9 protein-coding genes, 1 tRNA gene, 3 rRNA genes and 1 pseudogene are annotated in these 23,737 nt (G+C 66.2%); 3 read left to right on the forward strand and 11 right to left on the reverse strand.

Going from position 1 to position 23,737, the window contains the following annotated elements; translation table 11 throughout:
* Positions 1-158 precede the first annotated feature (158 nt).
* The 3 genes from GLX30_RS10100 to GLX30_RS10110 form a co-directional block, all read right to left on the reverse strand.
* Positions 159-2,918: a DNA translocase FtsK gene (locus tag GLX30_RS10100; RefSeq protein ID WP_159686275.1), complete on the reverse strand. Its 2,760-nt coding sequence runs from the start codon at positions 2,916-2,918 to the stop codon at positions 159-161.
* Between the two features lie 149 nt (positions 2,919-3,067).
* Positions 3,068-3,751, reverse strand: coding sequence for a response regulator (locus GLX30_RS10105; protein ID WP_159686277.1), 684 nt, complete (start codon positions 3,749-3,751; stop codon positions 3,068-3,070).
* Positions 3,752-4,025: 274 nt separating this feature from the next.
* Positions 4,026-9,491, reverse strand: a complete 5,466-nt coding sequence (locus GLX30_RS10110; RefSeq protein WP_159686280.1) for a HAMP domain-containing protein — start codon at positions 9,489-9,491, stop codon at positions 4,026-4,028.
* Positions 9,492-9,760: 269 nt separating this feature from the next.
* Between GLX30_RS10110 and GLX30_RS10115 the strand changes: the two genes are divergently transcribed.
* Positions 9,761-12,409, forward strand: a complete 2,649-nt coding sequence (locus GLX30_RS10115) for a SpoIIE family protein phosphatase (protein WP_167306806.1) — start codon at positions 9,761-9,763, stop codon at positions 12,407-12,409.
* Between the two features lie 86 nt (positions 12,410-12,495).
* Here GLX30_RS10115 and GLX30_RS10120 read toward each other — a convergent pair.
* From GLX30_RS10120 to thyX, 7 genes are all read right to left on the reverse strand, one after another.
* Positions 12,496-12,568, reverse strand: a tRNA-Thr gene (locus GLX30_RS10120).
* Positions 12,569-12,739: 171 nt separating this feature from the next.
* Positions 12,740-12,856: ribosomal RNA gene (gene rrf / locus GLX30_RS10125) — 5S ribosomal RNA — on the reverse strand.
* 95 nt (positions 12,857-12,951) lie between these two features.
* A 23S ribosomal RNA gene (locus GLX30_RS10130) occupies positions 12,952-16,076 on the reverse strand.
* Between the two features lie 284 nt (positions 16,077-16,360).
* Positions 16,361-17,888: ribosomal RNA gene (locus tag GLX30_RS10135) — 16S ribosomal RNA — on the reverse strand.
* Together the 16S, 23S and 5S rRNA genes with 1 tRNA gene alongside form the textbook arrangement of a ribosomal RNA operon.
* A 533-nt stretch (positions 17,889-18,421) precedes the next feature.
* Complete coding sequence (locus GLX30_RS10140) at positions 18,422-20,107, reverse strand: ribonuclease J (protein ID WP_159686283.1); 1,686 nt, start codon at positions 20,105-20,107, stop codon at positions 18,422-18,424.
* 167 nt (positions 20,108-20,274) lie between these two features.
* Complete coding sequence (dapA, locus tag GLX30_RS10145; protein WP_159686287.1) at positions 20,275-21,174, reverse strand: 4-hydroxy-tetrahydrodipicolinate synthase; 900 nt, start codon at positions 21,172-21,174, stop codon at positions 20,275-20,277.
* 193 nt (positions 21,175-21,367) lie between these two features.
* Positions 21,368-22,108 carry an FAD-dependent thymidylate synthase gene (gene thyX, locus GLX30_RS10150; RefSeq protein WP_159686291.1) on the reverse strand — a complete coding sequence of 247 codons (741 nt, stop codon included), beginning with the start codon at positions 22,106-22,108 and terminating at the stop codon, positions 21,368-21,370.
* A 201-nt stretch (positions 22,109-22,309) separates the two neighbouring features.
* Here thyX and GLX30_RS35165 point away from each other — a divergent pair.
* Both GLX30_RS35165 and GLX30_RS10160 read left to right on the forward strand, forming a co-directional pair.
* Positions 22,310-22,575 (forward strand): annotated as a pseudogene (locus GLX30_RS35165) (hypothetical protein).
* A 120-nt stretch (positions 22,576-22,695) separates the two neighbouring features.
* A complete protein-coding gene (locus GLX30_RS10160; RefSeq protein ID WP_159686293.1) occupies positions 22,696-23,244 on the forward strand; it encodes a hypothetical protein in 549 nt (182 codons plus the stop codon).
* Between the two features lie 36 nt (positions 23,245-23,280).
* Here GLX30_RS10160 and GLX30_RS10165 read toward each other — a convergent pair whose 3' ends face one another.
* Complete coding sequence (locus tag GLX30_RS10165) at positions 23,281-23,733, reverse strand: tetratricopeptide repeat protein (RefSeq protein ID WP_159686295.1); 453 nt, start codon at positions 23,731-23,733, stop codon at positions 23,281-23,283.
* Positions 23,734-23,737 lie beyond the last annotated feature (4 nt).

The following is a 23,737-nucleotide window of genomic DNA, read 5'->3' on the forward strand; positions in this document are numbered from 1 at the left end:
GGAGGTTCAGTCTATGGGTGGTACGAAAGGGTGGGGCAACCGGGCGGTGGAGCTTTGTACGCCATCGGAATGGCAGGGCGGTCCCGGGGTCGGGACATCTGTACATCCCTCCCTCCAACTTGACGTACGACCATGGGAAACGGTTGCCCGCCAAACCCTTACGAGTGAGTCTCTCCCCGGATCACGGCGAGCACTCCATCCAGTTCGTCCGGTTTCACGAGAACGTCACGGGCCTTCGATCCTTCGCTGGGGCCGACGATGTTCCGCGACTCCATGAGGTCCATCAGCCGTCCCGCCTTCGCGAACCCCACGCGCAGCTTGCGCTGCAACATCGACGTCGAGCCGAACTGCGTGGAAACGACGAGTTCGGCGGCCTGGCAGAGCAGATCGAGATCGTCGCCGATGTCCTCGTCGATCTCCTTCTTCTGCTTCGTGCCGACGACCACGTCGTCCCGGAAGACCGGGGCCATCTGGTCCTTGCAGTGGCGGACGACCGCGGCGACCTCTTCCTCCGTCACGAAGGCGCCCTGCATGCGGGTGGGCTTGTTGGCGCCCATGGGCAGGAAGAGGCCGTCGCCCTTGCCGATCAGCTTCTCCGCGCCCGGCTGGTCGAGGATGACCCGGCTGTCGGCGAGGGAGGAGGTGGCGAAGGCGAGCCGGGAGGGCACGTTCGCCTTGATCAGGCCGGTCACGACGTCGACCGACGGCCGCTGCGTGGCCAATACCAGATGGATGCCCGCCGCGCGCGCCAGCTGTGTGATGCGGACGATCGCGTCCTCGACGTCACGCGGCGCGACCATCATGAGGTCGGCCAGCTCGTCCACGATGACCAGCAGGTAGGGGTACGGCTGGAGCTCGCGCTCGCTGCCCTCCGGCGGCTTGACCTTGCCGTGGCGTACGGCCTGATTGAAGTCGTCGATGTGACGGAAGCCGTAGGCGGCGAGGTCGTCGTAGCGCAGATCCATCTCGCGCACGACCCACTGCAAGGCCTCCGCGGCCCGCTTGGGGTTCGTGATGATCGGCGTGATCAGGTGCGGGACGCCCTCGTAGGCGGTGAGCTCGACCCGCTTGGGGTCGACCAGCACCATCCGTACGTCCTCCGGCGTCGCTCTTATCATCACGGACGTGATCAGGCAATTGATGCAGGAGGACTTGCCGGAGCCGGTGGCGCCCGCGACCAGGACGTGCGGCATCTTCGCCAGGTTGGCCATCACATAGCCGCCCTCGACGTCCTTGCCGAGCGCGACCAGCATCGGGTGGTCGTCCTCCGCGGCGTCGGCGAGGCGCAGCACGTCGCCGAGGTTGACCATCTCGCGGTCTGTGTTCGGGATCTCGATGCCGACGGCGGACTTGCCGGGGATCGGCGAGATGATCCGCACGTCCGGACTGGCGACCGCGTACGCGATGTTCTTGGTCAGGGCCGTGATGCGCTCGACCTTCACGGCGGGGCCCAGTTCCACCTCGTACCGCGTGACCGTCGGACCGCGGGTGAAGCCGGTGACGGCGGCGTCGACCTTGAACTCCATGAACACGTTGGTCAGCGACGCCACGACCGCGTCGTTCGCGGCGCTGCGGGTCTTGCCCGGGCCGCCTCGCTCGAGCAGGTCGAGCGAGGGCAGCGAGTAGGTGATGTCGCCCGACAACTGGAGCTGCTCGGCCCGCGGCGGCAGGGGCTGGGACTCGTCGGGCGCCGGCTTCGTCAGGTCGGGTACGGCCCCCTTCGCCTCGGGTGCCTTCTGCCCGCGGCCGGGCGTCCCGGCTTCGCGCGCGGTGGGGACGGGCGAGGCGGCACGCTGCCGCTCGGCGGTGACGTCCCGGGTGAGGTCGGCGACGAGCGGCGAGGGCGGCATGCCGTTCAGTACGGCTCCGTCGAGCGCGGCTGCCGCGGCGGCGGCGACGTCGACCGCGTCCATCTCCCTGCCCAGGGCCGGCTGGGCCGACGGCCTGCGCGGGCGGCGGCGCCGGGAGAGGGCCTCCTCCTCCGCCGCGTCCGGTTCGGGTTCCGCGGCTGCGCCGCCGCGTCCGGCCGAGCGGCCCGGGCGGGCGGGCAGGGCCTCACGCCACTGCTCGTCGTACCGCTCGTCGTCCGTGTCGGCGTCGGGGGAGGGCAGCGGCTCGATGATGCCGAGCTTGGAGCCGAGCAGCCGAAGGCGCTGCGGGATGGCGTTGACGGGTGTGGCGGTGACCACGAGGAGGCCGAAGACGGTGAGCAGTACGAGCAGCGGCACCGCGAGCACCTCGCCCATGGCGAAGATCAGTGGTTTGGACACGGCCCAGCCGATAAGGCCGCCCGCGTCCTGGATCGCCTCGGTGCCCTCGCCCCGGCCGGGCGAGCCGCACGCCATGTGGACCTGACCGAGCACACCGAGGACCAGCGCGGAAAGGCCGATGACGATACGGCCGTTGGCCTCCGGTCGCTCCGGGAAGAGGATCAGCCGTACGGCGATCGCGCCCAGCAGTATCGGGGCGAGCAGATCGAGCCTGCCGAAGGCGCCGGTGACGAGCATTTCGACGAGATCGCCGACGGGACCGCGCAACTTCGACCAGGTGCCCGCCGCGACGATCAGCGCCAGGCCGAGCAGCAGCAGAGCCAGCCCGTCCTTGCGGTGCGCCGGGTCGAGGCCCTTGGCTCCACGCCCTATGCCGCGGAACATCGCTCCGACGGCGTGCGCGATCCCCAGCCAGACGGCGCGCACCAGGCGGTACACACCCCCGGTGGGAGACGGTGCGGGCTTCGGCGCGGCCGCTTTCCTGGCCGCCGCCTTTTTCGCCGGCGCCTTTTTCGGGGGCACGGCCTTCTTGGCGGCGGCCTTCTTGACGGGCGCTGCTTTCTTCGCGGCGCCGGTCGTACGGCCGGCGCGCGGCTTCGCGGTGCCCGCCGTGCCCTGGGAACCCTTGCCGGACGTACGTGAGGCCATGGTGGTGAGGTTACCGGTGTCGACCGCAGCGGACACGTGTGCCCACTGCTTCACCCGTTCGTGTCGTTGCTGATGATGCGCAGAACTGACGCGGCATCAAGCTCCGGTTCGACGCCGGTGGGTGTGTGACGCCTGGCGCCGAACCGGCGTCAACTCTGTGAGGGGAGGGTCGGCGAGCCGCCGCCCGTGCCGGGTTCCAGGGCGTCAAGAGCCCTGCGCAGTCCCGTGAGTTTGCGCTCGAGGTGGGCGGCCGTTGCCACGGCCGCCGCGTCCGCCGAGTCGTCGTCGAGCTGCTTGGAGAGGGCCTCTGCCTGCTCCTCGACGGCGGCGAGCCGCGCGGACAGTTCGGCGAGCAGACCCGCGGATTCCCGGCCGGCTCCCGTTTCGGCCTGGTTGCCGCCCTCGAGCTGGAGTCGCAGCAGCGCCGCCTGCTCCCGCAGTTGGCAGTTCTTCATATAGAGCTCGACGAAGACGGAGACCTTCGCGCGCAGCACCCACGGGTCGAACGGCTTGGAGATGTAGTCCACGGCGCCCGCGGCATACCCGCGGAAGGTGTGATGGGGGCCGTGGTTGATCGCGGTCAGGAAGATGATCGGGATGTCCCGCGTCCGCTCCCGGCGCTTGATGTGCGCGGCGGTCTCGAACCCGTCCATTCCAGGCATCTGGACATCCAGCAGAATGACCGCGAAATCGTCCGTCAGCAGCGCCTTGAGCGCTTCCTCCCCTGACGATGCCCGCACCAGCGTCTGATCGAGCGCTGAGAGAATGGCCTCCAACGCGAGCAGATTCTCCGGCCTGTCATCGACCAGGAGGATCTTGGCCTTCTGCACCATGCCCCGTCCTCCTCGCCCCGGCATGGGGTCTCCCCAGCTCGATGAGCCGGGGGACGCACCGGGCGCCGCCCCAGGGGACGACTCCCTTGCGCCGCCCGTCCTTGTGCCGGTCATCGTAGCCGCACCCCGCCCGTCGCCACACCCTGTCACCGTGATGTCACTGTGCACGTACCGCAAACGTGGGGGGAGACCGGATAGTTCCCCGGATACTCCCCTCTCACACGCCTCCGGCCAAAGTCGATCAGGGACTCGCACACAATCACACGAACTGCTGTCACTTGTCGCGCATCCACTGCTCCATCACCGTAAGAAGATGATCGGGGTCCACCGGCTTGGTCACATAGTCGGATGCTCCCGATTCGATGGCCTTCTCCCGGTCGCCCTTCATGGCCTTCGCCGTGAGGGCGATGATCGGCAGACCGGCGAACTGGGGCATCCGCCGGATCGCCGTGGTCGTCGCGTACCCGTCCATCTCCGGCATCATGATGTCCATCAGTACGACCGTCACATCGTCGTGCTGCTCCAGGACTTCGATGCCCTCCCGGCCGTTCTCCGCGTACAGCACCGACAGCCCGTGCTGCTCCAGAACGCTGGTGAGCGCGAAGACATTGCGGATGTCGTCGTCGACGATGAGGACCTTCTCGCCGTCGAAGGTGAACACCCGCCGCTGCTCCGGGCCCTCCTTCTCACCGGCCGCCCACGGCTCCTGTCCGCGCGTCTCCCCCGGCTGCCCCGTGCCCGGCGACGGCTCCTGGGCCGCCTGGGCCTTGCGGCGCCGCCGCAGCAGGGCCGCAGGGCCGGTGGAAGCCGCCTGGGTCGGCTGCGGCCGCACCTGCGCCCCGCCGTCCTCCGCGACACCTTCCTCGCCCGGACGGCTTCCGACGCCGCCCGGTCCGAGCTGCGGGTAGCCCTGCGGCGGCAGTTCGCTCGGGTGGAGCGGCAGATACAGGGTGAACGTAGAACCGCGCCCCGGCTCGCTCGCCGCGTGGATCTCGCCACCGAGCAGCCGCGCGATCTCCCTGCTGATCGACAGTCCGAGGCCCGTACCGCCGTACTTACGGCTGGTCGTCCCGTCGGCCTGCTTGAACGCCTCGAAGATCACCCGCATCTTTCCGGCCGCGATCCCGATGCCCGTGTCGGTCACGGAGAAGGCGATCAGATCGCCGTCCGGGTCGCGCAGCGATCCCGCCTCCAGCAGCTGCTCGCGGATCGACTGCGGCACATCGGCGCCGGCCGGCCTGATCACCAGCTCGACCGCACCGCTGTCGGTGAACTTCACCGCGTTGGACAGCAGATTGCGCAGCACCTGCAGCAGCCGCTGTTCGTCGGTGTGCAGCGTCGCCGGCAGCTCCGGCGAGACACGGACGGAGAAGTCGAGTCCCTTCTCCGCCGTCAGCGGCCGGAACGTCGCCTCGACGTAGTCCACCAGCTGCACCAGCGCGATACGGGTCGGGCTCACGTCCATCTTGCCCGCCTCGACCTTCGACAGGTCGAGGATGTCGTTGATCAGCTGCAGCAGATCGGACCCGGCGCCGTGGATCGTCTCCGCGAACTCCACCTGCTTCGGGGAGAGATTGCCCGCCGCGTTGTCCGCCAGCAGCTTGGCCAGGATGAGCAGGGAGTTGAGCGGCGTCCGCAGCTCGTGCGACATGTTCGCCAGGAACTCCGACTTGTAGCGCATGGAGACCGCGAGCTGTTCCGCCCGCTCCTCCAGCACCTGCCGGGCCTCCTCGATCTCGGTGTTCTTCACCTCGATGTCGCGGTTCTGCTGCGCCAGCAGCTCGGCCTTCTCCTCCAGTTCGGCGTTGGACGCCTGGAGCGCCTTCTGCCGGTTCTCCAGCTCCGCGGAACGCTCACGCAGCTGCTCCGTCAGCTCCTGCGACTGCTTGAGCAGCACCTCGGTCTTCGTGTTGACGCTGATCGTGTTGACGCTTGTCGCGATCATTTCGGCGATCTGGTTCAGGAAGTCCCGCTGGATCTGCGTGAACGGCTGGAACGACGCCAGCTCGATCACCCCGAGGACCTTCCCCTCGAACAGCACCGGCAGCACGATCACATAGGCGGGCGACGCCTCACCCAGCCCCGAGGAGATCCGCAGGTAGCCCGGCGGAACGTTGACCTGGATGGTCCGCTTCTCCTCGGCAGCCGTCCCGATCAGCGTCTCCCCCGGCCGGAACGAGGTCGGCATCAGACCGGCCGAGTATCCGTAACTGCCGCGCATGCACAGCTCGTACGTCTCGGCGCCCCCGGTCTCCGGGCCGTTGCCGGCGGGCACGGCCAGGAAGAAGGCGCCGTGCTGCGCCGAGACGACCGGGGTGAGCTCGCTCATGATCAGCGACGCGACGTCGTCGAGGTCGCGTCGGCCCTGCATCAGACCGGAGATACGGGCCAGATTGCCCTTGAGCCAGTCCTGTTCCTCGTTCGCGAGGGTGGTGTCGCGCAGGTTGGCGATCATCGTGTTGATGTTGTCCTGGAGTACCTGGATCTCGCCGGCGGCGTCCACATCGATCTTGAGGTTCAGATCGCCGCGGGTGACCGCGGTCGCGACGGCCGCGATGGCACGCACCTGACGGGTCAGGTTCCCGGCCATCTCGTTCACCGACTCGGTCAGGTCGCGCCAGGTGCCGTCGACGTCACGGACCCGTGCCTGACCGCCCAGCTGTCCGTCGGTGCCCACCTCGCGGGCCACCCTGGTGACCTCCTCGGCGAACGACGACAACTGGTCGACCATGGTGTTGATGGTGGTCTTCAGCTCGAGGATCTCGCCCCGCGCGTCGATGTCGATCTTGCGGGTCAGGTCGCCCTTGGCGATGGCGGTGGTGACGGTCGCGATCTGACGCACCTGACCGGTCAGATTGGACGCCATCGAGTTCACCGACTCGGTCAGGTCCTTCCAGGTGCCGGAGACACCGGGCACCCGCGCCTGACCGCCCAGGCGGCCGTCGGTGCCCACCTCACGGGCCACCCGGGTCACCTCGTCGGCGAACGACGACAGCGTGCGCACCATCGTGTTCACGGTGTCGGCGAGCTCCGCGACCTCGCCGCGCGCCTCCACCGTGACCTTCTTCGTCAGGTCGCCGTTGGCGACCGCCGCGGAGACACGGGAGATGTTGCGCACCTGGCTGGTGAGGTTGTTGGCCATCAGGTTGACGTTGTCGCTGAGGTCCTTCCAGATGCCGGTCACACCGCGGACCCGCGCCTGGCCGCCCAGCACGCCCTCCGTACCCACCTCGCGGGCCACCCTGGTCACCTCGTCCGCGAAGTCGGACAGCTGGTCGACCATCGTGTTGACGGTCGTGACCAGCTCCAGGATCTCGCCCTTGGCGTCGACGGTGATCTTCTTCGACAGGTCGCCCTTGGCGACCGCGGTGGTCACCTCCGCGATGTTGCGCACCTGACTCGTCAGGTTGTTCGCCATGAAGTTGACGGACTGGGTGAGGTCCTTCCAGGTGCCGGAGACGCCCTGCACCTCCGCCTGGCCGCCGAGGATGCCCTCGGTGCCCACCTCGCGGGCGACCCGGGTGACCTGCTCCGCGAAGTTCGACAGCTGGTCGACCATCGTGTTGAGGGTGTTCTTCAGCTCGAGGATCTCGCCCCGCGCGTCCACGTCGATCTTCTGCGACAGGTCACCGCGCGCCACCGCCGTGGCGACCTGCGCGATGTTGCGGACCTGCGCCGTGAGGTTCCCGGCCATGCCGTTCACGGAGTCGGTCAGGTCGCGCCACACACCCGCCACGCCCGGCACCTGGGCCTGGCCGCCGAGGCGGCCGTCGGTGCCCACCTCGCGGGCGACCCTGGTGACCTGCTCCGCGAATGCGGAGAGCTGATCGACCATGGTGTTGATGGTGTTCTTCAGCTCGAGGATCTCGCCCCGCGCGTCCACGTCGATCTTCTGCGACAGGTCACCGCGCGCCACCGCGGTCGTCACCTGAGCGATCTGACGCACCTGCGACGTCAGATTGCCGGCCATGAAGTTGACGGAGTCCGTCAGCTCCTTCCAGGTACCGCTGACGCCGTCCACCCGGGCCTGACCGCCGAGGCGGCCCTCCGTACCCACGTCCCTGGCCATGCGCGTGACCTGGTCGGCGAAGGAGGACAGCTGCGCGACCATCGTGTTGACGGTGTTCTTCAGCTCCAGCATCTCGCCCGCGACATCCACGGTGACCTTCTGCGACAGGTCACCGTTGGCGACCGCGGTCGTCACCTGCGCGATGTCACGCACCTGGCCGGTGAGGTTCCGGAACGCGGTGTTCACCGAATCGGTGAGGTCCTTCCACGTACCCGCCGCACCCGGCACCTCGGCCTGACCGCCGAGGCGGCCCTCGACACCGACCTCCCGCGCGACCCGCGTCACCTCGGAACCGAAGGACTGCAGCTGGTCCACCATCGTGTTGACGGTGTTCTTCAGCTCCAGCATCTCGCCCGCGACATCCACAGTGACCTTCTGCGACAGGTCACCGTTGGCGACCGCGGTCGTCACCTGCGCGATGTCACGCACCTGTGTGGTCAGGTTCCGGAAGACGGTGTTCACCGAATCGGTGAGGTCCTTCCACGTACCCGCCGCACCCGGCACCTGCGCCTGACCGCCGAGCAGACCTTCCGCGCCGACCTCGCTGGCGACGCGCGTGACCTCGTCCGCGAACGTCCGCAGCGTCTCGGTCATCTGGTTGATGGTCTCCGCGAGCTGGGCCACCTCGCCCCGGGCGTTGACCGTGACCTTCTGCGACAGGTCACCGTTGGCGACGGCCGTCGTCACCTCCGCGATGCCGCGCACCTGGGAGGTGAGGTTTCCGGCCATCGTGTTCACCGAATCGGTGAGGTCCTTCCACACGCCGGCCACACCGGGAACGGTCGCCTGACCACCCAGCTCACCCTCGGTGCCCACTTCCCGGGCCACCCGGGTCACCTCGGAGGAGAAGGACGACAGCTGGTCGACCATCGTGTTGACGGTGTCCTTCAGCTGAAGCATCTCGCCGGCCACATGAACCGTGACCTTGCGGGACAGATCGCCCTTCGCGACGGCCGTCGTGACGAGAGCGATGTCACGTACCTGCGCGGTCAACCGGTACGCCATGGTGTTGACCGAATCCGTGAGGTCCTTCCACGAACCGGACATACCGCGAACCTGAGCCTGGCCGCCGAGCTTGCCCTCCGTGCCCACCTCGAGCGCGACCCGGGTCACCTCGTCGGTGAACGCCGACAGCTGGTCGACCAGGCTGTTGACCGTACGCGCGACCTTCAGGAACTCGCCGCGCAGCGGGCGCACCGCCGCCGCCCCGTCCTGGCCGTCCGCGGCGGGCGAGCGCAGCTCCATGCGCTGCTCCAGGTCACCGTCAGCGACCGCGGAGAGCACCCTGCCGACCTCGGACACGGGCCGTGCCAGGTCGTCCACCAGCTCGTTCGCCGCGTCGACGGCCGCCGCCCAGGACCCCTCGCAGGCACCCGTCTCCAGCCGCTCCGTGAGCTTTCCCTCACGGCCGACCATCCTGCGGACTCTCGCGATCTCACCCGTGAGGTGGAGATTCCGGTCGGCGACCTCGTTGAAGACAGCCGCGATCTCGGCCATCACACCGTCGCCGGACACCGTCAGACGGCGCCGGAAATTACCGTCGCGCATCGTCACAAGCGCCGCCAGCAGCCTGTTCAGGGCCGCCGTATCGACTTCGGTTGTCCCATTGCTCCGGGACCGTCCGCCTTTCGCGCGCGTATCTTTCGCCCGCGCCGTCACGCCAGACTCCACCGTGTCCCTCCCGCAGGGGTTGACCGTTACTGCCTGGGCCGTCTCAGGAAGCCTGCCCAGTGTTTCACCATGCCGGAACCAGGCGATAACAGTTCGGCAGCTTCGCATAGCGTCCCCACCCCCGGAGGGCGGAAACAGCGGCAACCGGCATCCGCTCGGACAGCGAAGGTAAGTAACCTGGCATCCGGCTGTCCAACCGCCCCGGTCCGCCCGGCGGGGGCGGTGTGGTGCTCGTTCTACCACCGGGCACCGGGAGGGGTAGGCCGATCATGGCAGAGCCGGGCGTCGAGACGCGTACGAGGAGTTCTGTGATCACCGCGCGGGCGGCCGCCAGCTTCGACCCTGTCGGGCGGTCCGTCGCGACCGCCCGTGCCTTCGTCCGCGACACCCTCCAGGGGTGGGGATATTCCGACGTGGTGGACGACGCGGTGGTGCTCACCAGCGAGCTCGTCACCAACGCCGTCGTCCACGCGGGAACCTCCGCGGACGTGCTGTGTCTGCGCTCCGAGGACGGCGTGCGCGTCGAGGTCGCCGACCGCTATCCCGAGCGTGAGGTCCCGATACAGGGCGCCGGCAGCGCCATCGCGAACCTCGACAGTGAGAACGGTCGCGGGCTGCTGCTGTGCGCGGCGCTCGCCTCCCGGTGGGGCGTCGAGTACACCCCCACCCACAAGACGGTGTGGTTCCAACTGGATCTGCCCCAGCGGCCCGTGGGTACCAGGTCCGCCGGCCCGGTGCTGCCCACCGCGATGCTTCCGGTGGCAGAGGAACGGGTACGGGTCGCCGTCGCCCAGATCGACCGCACCGGCACGATCTCCGCATGGAACGAGGACGCCGAGCGGCTGTTCGGTTACGCGGCCGACCAGGTTGTCGGCAAGCCGCTCACCGACCTTGCGGCCTGGCCTCAGACACCGGGTATCGGCACCGGCATCGCCGAGGCCCTTCAGCTCTCCCGCTGGGAGGGCAGCTACGGAATCCGCGGCCTCGACGGCCGTGTCCTTCCGGTTTACGCCTCCCACCTTCGGGTACGAGACGCGGACGGCGAACCCTCCACGGTCTGCCTCCTGGTGCGCGACGACGAGCGTGCCGTACTTCAGACCCCTCAGCGCACCCCCGACAGCGGCGCGGAGCACCGCAGCACCGACCCGTTCGAGGTCTTCATCGGCTCGCCCGCCCCCGACGACCTCGACGGCCTGCTCCAGCGCACCGTCGAACGGGCCAGGGACATGCTCGACGGCGACGCGGCCTTCCTGCTCCTCGCCACGGACGACGAGACGGAGCTCGAGGTACGGGCCACGACCGGCCTTCCCTCCGCCCGCCAGCGCTTCGCACGCGTCCCCGTGGAAGCGGGCGCGGGGCGCTACGGCTCCGCCCGAATGCCGGCGGTCCACGAGGACCTCACGGCCGTCCCCGGCGCCGTCCCGCTCCTCAACTCCACCGGCATGCGCTCGGTGGTCACCGTGCCGCTGAAGGTCGAGGGCCGGCTCACCGGCTCGCTCGGCGTGGCCGCCGAATCCGCGGGCCGCTACTCCAACGAGGAGGCCCTGCGGCTCCAGTTCGCCGCCGACCGGATCGCGCTGGCCGTCGAATCGGCCCGCCTCGGCGAACTGGAACGGCTGCGCCGGGGCTCCCTTTCCTTCCTCGTCGAGGCCTCCGATCTGCTGGCCGGCACCCTCGACCGGGACCAGACGCTCGCCCTGATGGCGCAGATGACGGTACCCACACTCGCCACCTGGTGCGCGGTCTACACGATCGCCGACCAGTCGTCCGAGCCGTACCTCAGCTATGTGCTGCACGAGGACGAGGAACGCATCGACGGCCTCAAGGCCCTCCTGTCGAAGATCGACCCGCCGGACCCCGTCCCGACACCCGGCGCCCGCGTATGGAACGCACCCGCGGAGGCGGCCCAGCGCGCGGCTCTGCTCGCCTCCAAGCGTGAACTGGGCCTCGGCTCCACTCCCCCCGTCTCCTCCGGGATCGGCACAACCCTGGCCACGGCGGCCGCAGTCGGTGGCGAGACCGTCGTCCTGCCGCTCGTGGCCCGTAACCGTGTGATCGGCATGCTGACCCTCGGCAAGCCCTCCGACGACCACTTCCGTCAGGAGATCCTGGAACTGGCCGAGGACCTTTCCCGCCGAGCGGCTCTGGCTCTCGACAACTCCCGGCTCTACTCGGAGCGCGTGGCGATCAGCCAGTCCCTTCAGCGCAGCCTGCTGCCGCCGGAGCTGCCGCTGATCGAGGGCGTCGAGGTGGAGGTCATCTACCGCGCCGCGGGTGAGGGCAACGAGGTCGGCGGAGACTTCTACGACCTGTTCCCCATCCGGGACGGCGCGTACGGCTTCGCCATCGGCGACGTCTGCGGCACGGGCCCCGAGGCCGCGGCCGTGACGGGCCTCGCCCGCCACGCGCTGCGCCTGCTGGCCCGGGAGGGCTTCGGAGGCCCCGCGGTCCTGGAGCGGCTGAATGCGGCAATTCTCGACGAGGGTGCCCGCAGCCGGTTCCTGACGCTGCTCTACGGCGAGTTGTGGCCGCAGGAGGACGGCAGCGCGATCCTCAAGGTCGTGTGCGCCGGTCACCCGCTGCCGCTACGGCTGCGCCAGGACGGCACGGTCGAGCCGGCGGCCGAACCGCAGCCGCTGCTCGGGGTGATGGAGGACCTGGAGCTGTACGAGCAGATGGTGACGCTCGATCCGGGCGACGTCCTGTTGTGTGTGACCGACGGCGTCACCGAACGCCGCGAGGGCACGCGCATGCTGGGTGACGACGGCCTGAGCGATGTTCTGACGACCTGCACGGGGCTCACCGCCGGTGCGGTGGCTGCCCGGGTGCTGAGGGCCGTGGAGCGCTTCGCGGCTGAGCCGGCGTCGGACGACATGGCCATTCTCGCGATGCGCGTCCCGGAGCCCCACAACAGCTGACGGCAGCCGGTGGCTGCTGACCGCGTCAGCGAATCGGCACACGAAAAAGGCCCCCGCCTTTCGGCGGGGGCCTTTCTGTTGTCCGGAGCCCCCAAACGGAATCGAACCGTTGACCTTCTCCTTACCATGGAGACGCTCTACCGACTGAGCTATAGGGGCCTGCTGCCTGCGGCAACGGAATAAAGCATACCCTGCATCAGGGGATGCTCATAACCACCGGCCGAGGCTGACCCAGCCGCCCGGTTCGGGCCTTCCTGGGGCCGTTTGTACAGGAGACCCTGAACGCAGGAAAGCCCCGCACCAGAGGTGCGGGGCTTTCCCACAATGATTGTTCGGCGGCGTCCTACTCTCCCACAGGGTCCCCCCTGCAGTACCATCGGCGCTGAAAGGCTTAGCTTCCGGGTTCGGAATGTAACCGGGCGTTTCCCTAACGCAATGACCACCGAAACACTATGAAGATGTCCGAACTACCAGCCGGCAACCCCACACAGGGGTCGGGCGAGTTCGTTACTTCAGAACTAACACAGTGGACGCGAGCAACTGAGGACAAGCCCTCGGCCTATTAGTACCGGTCAACTCCACCCCTTACAGGGCTTCCATATCCGGCCTATCAACCCAGTCGTCTACTGGGAGCCTTACCCTCTCAAGGAGGTGGGAGTCCTCATCTCGAAGCAGGCTTCCCGCTTAGATGCTTTCAGCGGTTATCCTTTCCGAACGTAGCCAACCAGCCATGCCCTTGGCAGGACAACTGGCACACCAGAGGTTCGTCCGTCCCGGTCCTCTCGTACTAGGGACAGCCCTTCTCAAGACTCCTACGCGCACAGCGGATAGGGACCGAACTGTCTCACGACGTTCTAAACCCAGCTCGCGTACCGCTTTAATGGGCGAACAGCCCAACCCTTGGGACCGACTCCAGCCCCAGGATGCGACGAGCCGACATCGAGGTGCCAAACCATCCCGTCGATATGGACTCTTGGGGAAGATCAGCCTGTTATCCCCGGGGTACCTTTTATCCGTTGAGCGACGGCGCTTCCACAAGCCACCGCCGGATCACTAGTCCCGACTTTCGTCCCTGCTCGACCCGTCGGTCTCACAGTCAAGCTCCCTTGTGCACTTACACTCAACACCTGATTGCCAACCAGGCTGAGGGAACCTTTGGGCGCCTCCGTTACTCTTTGGGAGGCAACCGCCCCAGTTAAACTACCCATCAGACACTGTCCCTGATCCGGATCACGGACCCAGGTTAGACATCCAGCACGACCAGAGTGGTATTTCAACGACGACTCCACCTGAACTGGCGTCCAAGCTTCACAGTCTCCCACCTATCCTACACAAGCCGAACCGAACACCAATATCAAACTGTAGTAAAGGTCCCGGGGTCTTTCCGTCCTGCTGCGCGAAACGAGCATCTTTACTCGTAGTGCAATTTCACCGGGCCTATGGTTGAGACAGTCGAGAAGTCGTTACGCCATTCGTGCAGGTCGGAACTTACCCGACAAGGAATTTCGCTACCTTAGGATGGTTATAGTTACCACCGCCGTTTACTGGCGCTTAAGTTCTCAGCTTCGCCACCCCGAAGAGTGACTAACCGGTCCCCTTAACGTTCCAGCACCGGGCAGGCGTCAGTCCGTATACATCGCCTTACGGCTTCGCACGGACCTGTGTTTTTAGTAAACAGTCGCTTCTCGCTGGTCTCTGCGGCCACCCCCAGCTCACCGAGTAAATCGGATCACCAGTGATGGCCCCCCTTCTCCCGAAGTTACGGGGGCATTTTGCCGAGTTCCTTAACCATAGTTCACCCGAACGCCTCGGTATTCTCTACCTGACCACCTGAGTCGGTTTAGGGTACGGGCCGCCATGAAACTCGCTAGAGGCTTTTCTCGACAGCATAGGATCATCCACTTCACCACAATCGGCTCGGCATCAGGTCTCAGCCTTAACGTGAGGCGGATTTGCCTACCCCACGGCCTACACCCTTACCCCGGGACAACCACCGCCCGGGCTGGACTACCTTCCTGCGTCACCCCATCGCTTACCTACTACAAGTCTGGTCCGTCGGCTCCACCACTCCGACCTCGTCCGAAGACTCAGCCGGCGGCTTCACGGACTTAGCATCGCCTGATTCGATATTGGGCGTTTCAAAGCGGGTACCGGAATATCAACCGGTTGTCCATCGACTACGCCTGTCGGCCTCGCCTTAGGTCCCGACTTACCCTGGGCAGATCAGCTTGACCCAGGAACCCTTAGTCAATCGGCGCACACGTTTCTCACGTGTGTATCGCTACTCATGCCTGCATTCTCACTCGTGAACCGTCCACAACTCGCTTCCGCGGCTGCTTCACCCGGCACACGACGCTCCCCTACCCATCCCAGCGGGCGTTGGCCCTCATGCTGGAATGACACGACTTCGGCGGTACGCTTGAGCCCCGCTACATTGTCGGCGCGGAATCACTTGACCAGTGAGCTATTACGCACTCTTTCAAGGGTGGCTGCTTCTAAGCCAACCTCCTGGTTGTCTCTGCGACTCCACATCCTTTCCCACTTAGCGTACGCTTAGGGGCCTTAGTCGATGCTCTGGGCTGTTTCCCTCTCGACCATGGAGCTTATCCCCCACAGTCTCACTGCCGCGCTCTCACTTACCGGCATTCGGAGTTTGGCTAAGGTCAGTAACCCGGTAGGGCCCATCGCCTATCCAGTGCTCTACCTCCGGCAAGAAACACACGACGCTGCACCTAAATGCATTTCGGGGAGAACCAGCTATCACGGAGTTTGATTGGCCTTTCACCCCTAACCACAGGTCATCCCCCAGGTTTTCAACCCTGGTGGGTTCGGTCCTCCACGAAGTCTTACCTCCGCTTCAACCTGCCCATGGCTAGATCACTCCGCTTCGGGTCTAGAGCGTGCAACTCGATCGCCCTGTTCGGACTCGCTTTCGCTACGGCTTCCCCACACGGGTTAACCTCGCTACACACCGCTAACTCGCAGGCTCATTCTTCAAAAGGCACGCAGTCACGACTGACAGCACAAGTGCTGCCAGCGACGCTCCCACGGCTTGTAGGCACACGGTTTCAGGTACTATTTCACTCCGCTCCCGCGGTACTTTTCACCATTCCCTCACGGTACTATCCGCTATCGGTCACCAGGGAATATTTAGGCTTAGCGGGTGGTCCCGCCAGATTCACACGGGATTTCTCGGGCCCCGTGCTACTTGGGTGTCTCTCAAACGAGCCGTATGAATTTCAGCTACGGGGGTCTTACCCTCTACGCCGGACCTTTCGCATGTCCTTCGCCTATCCATACGGTTTCTGACTCGTCTCATTGCCGGCAGACAATGAAAGAGAGATCCCACAACCCCCACGACGCAACCCCTGCCGGGTATCACACGTCGTAGGTTTGGCCTCATCCGGTTTCGCTCGCCACTACTCCCGGAATCACGGTTGTTTTCTCTTCCTGAGGGTACTGAGATGTTTCACTTCCCCTCGTTCCCTCCACATGCCCTATGTGTTCAGGCATGGGTGACAGTCCATGACGACTGCCGGGTTTCCCCATTCGGAAACCCCCGGATCAAAGCCTGGTTGACGGCTCCCCGGGGACTATCGTGGCCTCCCACGTCCTTCATCGGTTCCTGGTGCCAAGGCATCCACCGTGCGCCCTTAAAAACTTGGCCACAGATGCTCGCGTCCACTGTGTAGTTCTCAAGCAACGACCAGCCACCCACCACCCCGTCACCTACGCGACGAGTTCACTGGGGCCGGCATCCCGAAGGACGAGCAACGCTCGCACCCTCAGACACCCAACAGTGTGCCCGGCCCTCCAGCCGTCCCCAAGTCTGTGTTCCACGCCGAAGCAGTACTGACAGACCAGAAACGGTCAAGAGTGCCGAATAATCAACGTTCCACCCATGAGCGACCGTGCGAGTCATTCGCTCGCAGTCGGCCATGTGCTCCTTAGAAAGGAGGTGATCCAGCCGCACCTTCCGGTACGGCTACCTTGTTACGACTTCGTCCCAATCGCCAGTCCCACCTTCGACAGCTCCCTCCCACAAGGGGTTGGGCCACCGGCTTCGGGTGTTACCGACTTTCGTGACGTGACGGGCGGTGTGTACAAGGCCCGGGAACGTATTCACCGCAGCAATGCTGATCTGCGATTACTAGCAACTCCGACTTCATGGGGTCGAGTTGCAGACCCCAATCCGAACTGAGACCGGCTTTTTGAGATTCGCTCCGCCTCACGGCTTCGCAGCTCTTTGTACCGGCCATTGTAGCACGTGTGCAGCCCAAGACATAAGGGGCATGATGACTTGACGTCGTCCCCACCTTCCTCCGAGTTGACCCCGGCAGTCTCCTGTGAGTCCCCATCACCCCGAAGGGCATGCTGGCAACACAGAACAAGGGTTGCGCTCGTTGCGGGACTTAACCCAACATCTCACGACACGAGCTGACGACAGCCATGCACCACCTGTATACCGACCACAAGGGGGGCACCATCTCTGATGCTTTCCGGTATATGTCAAGCCTTGGTAAGGTTCTTCGCGTTGCGTCGAATTAAGCCACATGCTCCGCTGCTTGTGCGGGCCCCCGTCAATTCCTTTGAGTTTTAGCCTTGCGGCCGTACTCCCCAGGCGGGGAACTTAATGCGTTAGCTGCGGCACCGACGACGTGGAATGTCGCCAACACCTAGTTCCCAACGTTTACGGCGTGGACTACCAGGGTATCTAATCCTGTTCGCTCCCCACGCTTTCGCTCCTCAGCGTCAGTAATGGCCCAGAGATCCGCCTTCGCCACCGGTGTTCCTCCTGATATCTGCGCATTTCACCGCTACACCAGGAATTCCGATCTCCCCTACCACACTCTAGCCTGCCCGTATCGAATGCAGACCCGGGGTTAAGCCCCGGGCTTTCACATCCGACGTGACAAGCCGCCTACGAGCTCTTTACGCCCAATAATTCCGGACAACGCTTGCGCCCTACGTATTACCGCGGCTGCTGGCACGTAGTTAGCCGGCGCTTCTTCTGCAGGTACCGTCACTTTCGCTTCTTCCCTGCTGAAAGAGGTTTACAACCCGAAGGCCGTCATCCCTCACGCGGCGTCGCTGCATCAGGCTTTCGCCCATTGTGCAATATTCCCCACTGCTGCCTCCCGTAGGAGTCTGGGCCGTGTCTCAGTCCCAGTGTGGCCGGTCGCCCTCTCAGGCCGGCTACCCGTCGTCGCCTTGGTAGGCCATCACCCCACCAACAAGCTGATAGGCCGCGGGCTCATCCTTCACCGCCGGAGCTTTCAACCGCAGACCATGCGATCCGCAGTATTATCCGGTATTAGACCCCGTTTCCAGGGCTTGTCCCAGAGTGAAGGGCAGATTGCCCACGTGTTACTCACCCGTTCGCCACTAATCCCCTCCCGAAGGAGGTTCATCGTTCGACTTGCATGTGTTAAGCACGCCGCCAGCGTTCGTCCTGAGCCAGGATCAAACTCTCCATGAATGTTTACCCGTGATCGGGTGCACATCCGAAGAGCGGAACAACCGGTCGGAATAAGACCGGTCGTTCACAGCGTCCTCGCTGTGATTGCCACCCCGCAAGCGGGATGGACTTTTTCAAAGGAACCTCGACCATCCGAAGATGGACGGGGTATCAACATATCTGGCGTTGATTTTTGGCACACTGTTGAGTTCTCAAGGAACGGACGCTTCCTTTGTACTCACCCGCAGAACATTTTCTGGGGCTTTCCTCCGGGCGCTTCCCTTCGGTCTTGCGTTTCCGACTCTATCAGACTCTTTCGTGTCCGATTCCCGGTCGGCGGGTTTTGCCTTTCAGTTCTCCGCTTTCGCGTTTCCCTTTCCGGCGGCTCCGACTTTATCAGAAGTTCTGAGTCGGAATTCCCCACCCCCTGCGGGCACCACACAGCACGCATGAGTGTGCGGGGTTCCCGTTCGGGCGGAGACGTAAACGTACTGGAGCGGAGCGCCCCGATGCAAATCGGGGGCTCCGCTCCGGAGTTGGCGCGTCGGAGGGCGTCAGACCTCGACGACGACCGGGAGGATCATCGGACGCCGGCGGTAGGTGTCGGAGACCCACTTGCCCACGGTGCGGCGCACGAGCTGCTGCAACTGGTGCGGTTCGGCGACACCGTCGGAGGCGGCCTTGGCGATCGCGTCCTCGATCTTCGGCATGACCGCCGAGAACGTCGAGTCCTCGATGCCCGAGCCCCGAGCGTGGATGTTCGGACCGCCCACGACCTTGCCCGTCGTGCTGTCGACGACGAGGAAGACCGAGATGATGCCTTCTTCGCCGAGGATGCGGCGGTCCTTGAGTGCGGGCTCCGTGACATCTCCGACGGAGAGACCGTCGACATACACATAACCGGCCTGGACCTTGCCGACGATCGTGGCCTTGCCGTCGATCAGGTCGACGACCACGCCGTCCTCGGCGATCACGATCCTGTCCTTGGGGACACCCGTCAGGGCGCCGAGCTCCGCGTTGGCGCGCAGGTGGCGCCACTCGCCGTGGACCGGCATCAGGTTCTTCGGCTTGCAGATGTTGTAGAAGTACAGCAGCTCACCGGCTGACGCGTGGCCCGAGACATGGACCTTGGCGTTGCCCTTGTGGACCACGTTCGCGCCCCAGCGGGTCAAGCCGTTGATCACGCGGTAGACCGCGTTCTCGTTCCCCGGGATCAGGGACGAGGCCAGGATGACCGTGTCGCCCTGGACGATGCGGATCTGGTGATCGCGGTTGGCCATCCGGGAGAGAGCGGCCATCGGCTCCCCCTGGGAGCCGGTGCAGACGAGCACCACCTCGTGGTCGGGGAGATCGTCGAGGGTCTTCACGTCGACGACCAGGCCGGCCGGGACCCGCAGATAACCGAGGTCCCGGGCGATGCCCATGTTCCGGACCATCGAACGCCCGACGAAGGCCACACGCCTGCCGTACTCGTGGGCGGCGTCGAGGATCTGCTGGATGCGGTGGACGTGGCTGGCGAAGCTGGCCACGATGATGCGCTTCTGCGCGTTGGCGAAGACCGTGCGCAGGACGTTCGAGATGTCGCGCTCGGGCGGGACGAATCCCGGGACCTCGGCGTTCGTCGAGTCGGAGAGAAGGAGGTCGATGCCCTCTTCGCTCAGCCGTGCGAAGGCGTGCAGGTCGGTGAGGCGCCGGTCCAGCGGAAGCTGGTCCATCTTGAAGTCACCCGTGTGGACGACCATGCCCGCGGGGGTGCGGATGGCGACCGCCAGGGCGTCCGGGATGGAGTGGTTGACCGCGATGAACTCGCAGTCGAAGGGGCCGATGCGCTCACGGTGCCCCTCGGTCACCTCGAGGGTGTAGGGGCGGATGCGGTGCTCCTGGAGCTTGGCCTCGATCAGCGCGAGGGTCAGCTTGGAGCCGATCAGCGGGATGTCCGGCTTCAGCCGGAGCAGGAACGGGACACCGCCGATGTGGTCCTCGTGGCCGTGCGTGAGCACGATGCCGTCGATGTCGTCGAGGCGGTCCCTGATGGTGGTGAAGTCCGGCAGGATCAGGTCGATGCCGGGCTGCTCCTCCTCGGGGAAGAGGACGCCGCAGTCGACGATGAGCAGCCGGCCGCCGTATTCGAAGACGGTCATGTTCCGGCCGATCTCACCGAGACCGCCGAGCGGGGTGACGCGCAGGCCACCCTTCGGCAGCTTGGGCGGCGCGGCGAGTTCAGGATGCGGATGACTCAAAAGACTCTCCTCACCATGTACGCCACCTGCCGCGGGGGCACGTGGCGTACATGACATTCGTGCACTTGCTGTTGTTTGTGTCCGGCCGGGTCCGTCGGCCGACCGCAGTGGGTCGGCCCGTCTCGGTCTCGTCGGCCGGTATTCGGCTATTCAGTTGTGAAGTCTGTTCAGAGCTCTACCCCGCCGGCTCCCAGGTCGACCTTGAGCTGCGCGGTTTCTTCCGGCGAGAGCTCGACGAGGGGAAGCCGGAGCGGACCGGCGGGCAGGCCCTGGAGGGTCAGTGCCGCCTTGGTCGTGATGACGCCCTGGGTGCGGAACATGCCGGTGAACACCGGCAGCAGCTTCTGGTGGATCTCCGTCGCCTTCTGGACGTCTCCGCCGCAGTGGGCGTCGAGCAGCGCGCGCAGCTCGGGCGTGACGACGTGGCCCACGACGGAGACGAAGCCGCAGGCGCCGACGGAGAGCAGCGGCAGGTTGAGCATGTCGTCGCCCGAGTACCAGGCGAGCCCGCTGCGGGCGATGGCCCAGCTGGCGCGGCCGAGGTCGCCCTTGGCGTCCTTGTTGGCGACGATCCGCGGGTGCTCGGCGAGACGGACGATCGTCTCCGTGTCGATGGGCACGCCGCTGCGGCCGGGGATGTCGTACAGCATCACGGGGAGCTCGGTCGCGTCCGCGATGGCGGTGAAGTGGCGGAGCAGGCCCTCCTGAGGGGGCTTGTTGTAGTACGGCGTGACGGCGAGCAGGCCGTGCGCGCCGGCCCGTTCGGCGGCGCGGGCGAGCTCGATGCTGTGGCGGGTGTCGTTCGTGCCGATACCGGCGACGACATGGGCCCGGTCTCCGACGGCTTCCAGTACTGCCCGTACGAGCTGGTCTTTCTCCGCGTCGCTGGTGGTGGGCGACTCGCCGGTGGTGCCGTTGACGACCAGGCCGTCGTTGCCTGCGTCCACCAGATGGGCCGCCAGCTGCTGGGCGCCCGCGAGGTCAAGTGCGCCGTCCGCCGTGAAGGGCGTGACCATGGCGGTGAGGACCCGCCCGAAGGGGGTCTGCGGAGTGGAGATCGGAGCCATGGGTAACACGCTACTCGCTGCTCATCGCCGGATGCCCCCTCGGGGGACGTGACGTACGACGTGGCATGCGGAGCCCGGCACTGCCTGCTCGGGGGTTCAAGCAGTGCCGGGTCCGTTTGATCAGCCTAGATGAACTTCTCGAAACGCCGCAATACGGACACCTCGTCCGGGCCCGCCGTACATGTGTGCCCTACTACGGTGCGATGCGTCCGTTGGCGTTGAATGCGGCGTAGGTGAGCGGCATGAGCTCGGCCCAGTGCTGCTCCATCTTCTCGCCGACCATTTCGATCTCACGTTGTGGGAAGGACGGGACCTTCGCCAGGTCGTGCTGGGTGCGCAGGCCGAGGAAGTGCATCAGCGAGCGGGCGTTGCACGTCGCGTACATCGAGGAGTACATACCGACCGGGAGAACGGCGCGGGCCACCTCGCGGGCGACGCCGGCGTCGAGCATCTCCACGTACGCCTCGTACGCATGGGTGTAGGAGTCGGCCATCACCCGGCCGGTCAGCTCCTGCTGGGCCTGGGTGCCCTCGACGAAGACGTACTTCCCCGGACGGCCCTCCTGGACGAGCTTGCGCTCGGCGTCCGGGACGTAGAAGACCGGCTCGAGGCGGCGGTAGCGGCCGGACTCCTCGTTGTACGACCAGCCGGCGCGGTGCCGCATGAACTCACGGAAGACGAAGATCGGGGCGCTGATGAAGAAGGTCATCGAGTTGTGCTCGAACGGGCTTCCGTGGCGGTCCCGCATCAGATAGTTGATCAGGCCCTTGGAGCGCTCCGGGTCCTTCGAGAGCTCCTCGAGGGACTGCTCTCCCGCGGTGGAGACACGGGCGGCCCACAGCACGTCGGAGTCTCCGGCGGTGTGCTTCACCAACTCGACGGTCACGTCGCTTCGGAAGCTGGGCTTGGCCATCTCTGCGGGGGTCTCACTCACCGGCGGGTCCTTCCATCTGCATCGCTCGGGCGGCGCCCACTCTACGGCGCGGCACCGACAGCGCCGACCATGCCGTCCGTTCGAGGTGTCCTTTGGTCAATTAGGGGAATTCGGGCACCGAATGACGTCTGCGCTCGTCTGTACGAGTAGCGGTGTCCAACCCCGCAGGCCGTTCCGTCACGAGTTACAGGAGAGTCCCTGATGTCCCTCCCCCAGCCGTCGCTGGGCGGTGCCCCCCGGCGTGAGGCCGTCCCCTTCGCGTTCGTCGCCGAGGCCGATGCCTTCCGCAGTAACGTCACTCCCCCTCCCCCGTCCGCCCCAGCCGTTCAGAGCTCGCGGGACGGGTGCTTGTCGGGCTGACCGTCGTGGCCGGCCTGGTGGGGTCGCTGATCTTCGGGCTTCCGGCGCTGGATGCGGGCAGCACGCCCTCGCATCCGAAGAAGTCCGAAGCGTCCCGGAACCGCTGAGACCGTCGCCGGGCGGCACGGAACGGCCCCCATGGCCCCCTGGGGTGGTCGGCGCCCGGCGGCCTCGGTAGCCTCACCGGGCACAGCCCAACCGAGTGTGCTGGTGAGTGAGGATCAGTCGTGCCCCTGCCCTTTCTGACGGCCGACCGTGCTTTTGACACGCAAGAGGACGACGTCGCGCTGCCTTTCGACGATCACGACCAGTGGCGGCGTCCGTACCGACCCGGCCCGTGGCGGGTCGGGGCTGCCGCCCTGCTGTTGCTGCTCGCCTCTTTCGTGCTGATCGCGGGCGTGATCATCGCCTTCGCGGGTGCCCTGCCGGGTGCCGGGGCGTGCTTCGTGCTCGGCCTCGCCCAGATCGCGGCCGCGCTGCGGCTCCTGCGCATGGGGGTCTGGGTCAGCCGGCACGGCCTGCGCCGCGTTGCCTTCTTCGCGACGACCACGGTCCCCTGGGGCCGTACCTCGGAACTGCGCACCGTGCAGCAGCCGGTGCGCTGGCTGGGCCTGCCCCGTACGGTGCAGGGCCAGGCTCTCGTGGCCGCCCGCCCGGGCAGGGAGCCGCTCACGCTGCTCACCGACCACAGCGCCGATTTCCTGTCACGGCCGGAAGCCTTCGACCGCGCCGCGGACACTGTGGAGGCGTGGGGCGCGGAGTACCGGGCCGGCTGACCTTCCGCTTCCCCGCCGCTCCTGTCGGCGCCGGATTCAGTTCGGGACGGGCCTGCCGTCGTGCAGCGCGATCGCGCGCTGCATCGCGCGGCGGGCCCGCGGTGTGTCACGGGCGTCGTGATAGGCGACGGCGAGACGGAACCAGCAGCGCCAGTCGCCGGGTGAGTCCTCCGTCTCCGCGCGCCGCTTGGCGAACACGGCGTCCGCGGAGTCACGGTCGATGCGCCCGCCGGGCGTACGGACCAGCTCGTCGACGGGCAGCCCGCCCTCCGCCTCCAGTTCGGCGGCCAGCTGGTTGGCGCGGTTGACGAAACGGGTGTTCATCCACAGGAACCAGACGCCGATCACCGGCAGGATCAGCACCGCGATACCGAAGGTTACGGTCAGCGCGGTGCCCTGCTTCAGCAGCATCACGCCCCGGCTGCCGACGAGGACGAAGTAGACGACCAGGACGGCAGCCGTGACGAAGTACGTGATCTTTGCGCGCATGGTC

It is taken from the genome of Streptomyces sp. Tu 2975 (assembly GCF_009832925.1).
In the GTDB taxonomy this organism is placed as follows: Bacteria; Actinomycetota; Actinomycetes; order Streptomycetales; family Streptomycetaceae; genus Streptomyces.

Bases quoted from the DNA above. Each gene is read 5' to 3' on its own strand.
- GLX30_RS10115 (WP_167306806.1), top strand. From the start codon at position 9,761: ATGGCAGAGCCGGGCGTCGAGACGCGTACGAGGAGTTCTGTGATCACC.
- GLX30_RS10165 (WP_159686295.1), bottom strand. From the start codon at position 23,733: ATGCGCGCAAAGATCACGTACTTCGTCACGGCTGCCGTCCTGGTCGTC.
- GLX30_RS10105 (WP_159686277.1), bottom strand. From the start codon at position 3,751: ATGGTGCAGAAGGCCAAGATCCTCCTGGTCGATGACAGGCCGGAGAAT.
- dapA (WP_159686287.1), bottom strand. From the start codon at position 21,174: ATGGCTCCGATCTCCACTCCGCAGACCCCCTTCGGGCGGGTCCTCACC.
- GLX30_RS10100 (WP_159686275.1), bottom strand. From the start codon at position 2,918: ATGGCCTCACGTACGTCCGGCAAGGGTTCCCAGGGCACGGCGGGCACC.